4 protein-coding genes and 1 pseudogene are annotated in these 3418 nt (G+C 68.1%); 1 reads left to right on the top strand and 4 read right to left on the bottom strand.

Annotation, left to right across the window (positions count from 1 at the left end; genetic code table 11):
* Window positions 1-839: FG-GAP-like repeat-containing protein (locus ACFHVL_RS30925; protein WP_416632148.1), on the top strand; the 839-nt coding region annotated here is incomplete at its 5' end.
* 444 nt (window positions 840-1283) lie between these two features.
* Here the strand turns inward: ACFHVL_RS30925 and ACFHVL_RS30930 are convergent.
* From ACFHVL_RS30930 to ACFHVL_RS30945, 4 genes and pseudogenes are all read right to left on the bottom strand, one after another.
* Complete coding sequence (locus ACFHVL_RS30930; protein ID WP_416632149.1) at window positions 1284-1583, bottom strand: hypothetical protein; 300 nt, start codon at window positions 1581-1583, stop codon at window positions 1284-1286.
* A gap of 279 nt (window positions 1584-1862) precedes the next feature.
* Window positions 1863-2495 carry a class I SAM-dependent methyltransferase gene (locus ACFHVL_RS30935; protein ID WP_416632150.1) on the bottom strand — a complete coding sequence of 211 codons (633 nt, stop codon included), beginning with the start codon at window positions 2493-2495 and terminating at the stop codon, window positions 1863-1865.
* Window positions 2492-3145, bottom strand: coding sequence for a thiamine-phosphate kinase (locus tag ACFHVL_RS30940; protein WP_416632152.1), 654 nt, complete (start codon window positions 3143-3145; stop codon window positions 2492-2494). The genes ACFHVL_RS30935 and ACFHVL_RS30940 overlap by 4 nt, the downstream gene beginning before the upstream one ends.
* A gap of 44 nt (window positions 3146-3189) precedes the next feature.
* A pseudogene (locus tag ACFHVL_RS30945) lies at window positions 3190-3312 on the bottom strand (hypothetical protein); the annotation flags it as partial.
* Window positions 3313-3418: the final 106 nt, after the last annotated feature.

Here is a 3418-nt window from a genome sequence, read left to right on the forward strand (position 1 = left end):
AACTCGCCTCGTGTCCGGTTCTCAACACGGACAGAACCTCTCAAGCCGGAACAACGCCGGGGCCGTGGGTCAGGACCGTCGCGTCCCAAAATCCTGTCCCGCAGGTCGTGGGCCTCGGCAGCGTGGCCGGCTCGCGGGAGGCCGTCGTCGGCACGGCCGTGTGCCGTTCCGGAGTGACGACCGGTGTACGCTGCGGCAAAATAACGGCGAAGAACAGGACTGTGTCGTATTTAGAAGGTACGGTCTACGGCATGACCGCAACTGATGCCTGCTCGGAAAAGGGTGACTCTGGTGGCCCGTTCATGGCGGGCGACCAGGCGCAGGGAATTGCGTCTGGGGGCATGGGAGCATGCGGCGACAGCGCGGCCTACACCTTCTACCAACCGATCAATGCGGCCCTCTCTGCCTATGGCCTGACCCTCTTGACTGTCCCATCCACACCGTGGTGGGACCAATCGCCAGGCAACAGCGACCGAGGAACTCTCCATATGAACGTCAACGGTGACGGGCTGGACGACGTGGTGGCCTTCTACGACTACGGCAACAGCGAAACCAGGCTGTGGGTATTCATCGCAAACAACTCCGGTGGCCTCAACCCCCCCACTGTGGCATGGTACAGCGGCGGCCCCGGAACCTGGGATCTGACCCGTACACGCCTGGTCGGCGGCGACTTCAACGGCGACGGCCGCGACGACATCGGAGCCTTCTACGACTACGGCAACAACGAAACCAGACTGTGGGCGTTCACCGCAAACAACTCCGGCAGCTTCAACAACCCCACCATGCAATACAACAGTGGCCCCGGGAACTGGAATCTCGGCGGAACAGCGCTCGTCTAATCACGCGCGGTCACGGCTGGGGTAGTCCCGGCCATCCCCGTAGACGAGGCCGGTGGCCGGAGGAGTGACATCTCGCTCAAGGCTGCCAGAACCGGACCCTCCGGGGCGGCTGCCACCCTGATCTCCGGGTGGCGGGCGGGACGGCTCGCGAGGGTGCGATCCGTCCCGCCCGGCTCATCCTGGTGGGAAGCAGCTTGTCCAGAAGAACCTACGTCATTCCTCAGTCGACTCCAACCGCCGCCGTACCTCGGCGACCTGCGGGTCATCCAGCCCGATCAGCGTCGTCAGCGCCGCCGACCACGCCCAGCGCGCGGCGCCTCGATAGCGTACGGTCGAGCTGCAGCTCGACCAGAGCCTCGCTCCAGCGGTTTCCAAGGGTCCGGAAGATCTCCATGGCCTGCTCGTAGAGGTCCCCGTCGGGAACCGGGCGCGCACCCGGTGTTCTCAGTGGACAGCGAGCGCGGTCTTGCCGAGGCCTGCGCTGCCGGAGGCGGTCGAGATCGTCACGACCGGAAGCTTGCCGTCGCTGGTCCGCAGATCTGACTCGTCGAGTAGCGAGTCGAGCTGCCGGATATGCAGTTCCCGGTCGATGAATCCTTTCGTTGCGGGTGGCAGTCGGCGCGGTGGGGGAAGCGGGACCTCGGTGACCCGGACATGCACGCCTCCGGACATCTGCGCGGCTTGGACAACCGCGCCGGCACCCCCGGTGAAGTCGTTGTCGGCGTCACCCTGGCTCGGGCTCATTGCGCCTCGGCTCCGCCGCGCGACGCGAGAAATTCCGGACCCCGGATCCCCATGAGCACGACATCCTGATACCTGCCGTCGAAGTACAGCTCGACATGGGTGAACCTGCCTCACGTTGCCGGGCACCGGGACTCGCAGATAGTCACCGCACATCGCATCGCTACGGCTGGTAGTCCGTGAACCTGGCCGCCCGGGTCCACGCCACGTCGCGCCAGTAGCGGTGCCGGAGGACGTCGTGAGCGTCCTCGATCGTCTCGAAGCCGTGGTCCACAGCGGAACCTACAGTTCGGACCGCTCGGTGGTGGCGGTGAACCAGTCCTTGCGGCTGCTGATGTCCAGCTGCGCGACGCGCAGGCCCACTTTGCGGCAGAGCACGGCGAACTCCTCCGGCTCGTAGTAGCTGAACCACCGTGGGGCCGGGAAGTCATCGGTGCTGCGCCACCCGTCGCGGCCTCCGTGCTTCATACTGATCAGCGCCTTGCCGCCGGGCAGCAGGACCCGCCGGATGTTGTCCAGCGCGGTGACCGTGTACTGCCGGGGCAGGTGCAGCAGGACACCGCTGGCGATGACACCGGCGAAAGCGTCGGAGTGCAGCGGCAGGGCGAGCGCGTCGCAGCAGACCGCTGCGTCGACGGCGATGCGAGCCGTGGTGGCGCGCAGCAGTTCCGGGGTGACGTCGGCGAGAACGACCGTCCGGCCGGTGGCGGCGGCCAGGTCGGCGTCGCGGCCCGCTCCGCAGCCGAGGTCGAGCACCGGCCCCGGCACCAGCTCGGCGAGGAAGGCCGTCAACTCCTGTCTCAGCCCAGGGAACCGGCGGTAGTCGGCCGTCATCGCCGTGTAGTGCTCGACCAGGGCGGCATAGGAGCGGCGTACCTGGGCGGTGCCGGACCAGCCGGCGGCGGCCGCGGTCACCGCGTCGGGGCGCCGGGGGCGGTGCCGCCGGTGACGAGGGTGCTGATGTCGGTGCTCTGGTGTTTCCAGGCGACGCCGGGCAGGCCGGTTCTGCTGCCGTCGCGGGTGAGGAGGCTGACGCCGCCTTCGGGTGGGGTGGCGCGGCCGATGACGTCGAAAGTGAGGCCGTGATGGTCGAAGGTGTCGCGGCAGGCGTCGAGCCGGTCCGGGGGGACGGTGAAGGCGAGCTGGAAGTCGGCTGAGGCGCTCATGGCAAGGGTGAGGTCGTCAGTGCCGGTGAGCTTGGCGACCGCGCTGACGGCGGGGTGGACGGCGATGTCGTCGGCGGTGATGGTGAAGCCGACGCCGCTGGCGGTGGCGAGTTGTTCGATGGTGGCGCGTAGGCCGTCGGAGGTGTCCTGGCAGGCGGTGGCGTAGCCGCCGGTGGACAGGAGTCGACCTTCGGCCACCCGGGCGCGCGGGCGGCGCCAGCTGGTCAGCAGGTCGGCTTCGATGCTGTCGGGCAGGGCCCAGCCGTTGACGGCACGCTTCGGGAAGTAGGCGACGGCGGCGCCGAGGACTCCGCAGGGCCGGTGACGCAGAGGTGGTCGCCGGGTCTGGCGCCGCGGCGGGTCAGGGCGGTGCCGGTACGGCAGACGCCGATCGCGCACGCGGAGAGCACGATGCGTTCGGCGTTGCCGATGTCGCCGCCGACGTTGAGGGTGCCGAAGTCGGTGCAGGCTTGGTTAATGCCGGCCATGACGTCGAGGAATCCGGCGTCGTCGAGGTCGTTGGGGTAGCGAACGACGGTCAGTACGCCGATCGGTGCGGCACCCATCGCGGCGATGTCGCTGACGTTAGCGGCGACCAGGTAGTGAGCCTTTCCGGGTAAGGCTCTGATCACCGGGCGCGGTGTCCGGAACGGTCAAGATGTGTGGGAATCG

The organism is Micromonospora sp. LOL_023 (assembly GCF_048060115.1).
Lineage (GTDB): Bacteria > Actinomycetota > Actinomycetes > Mycobacteriales > Micromonosporaceae > Micromonospora_E.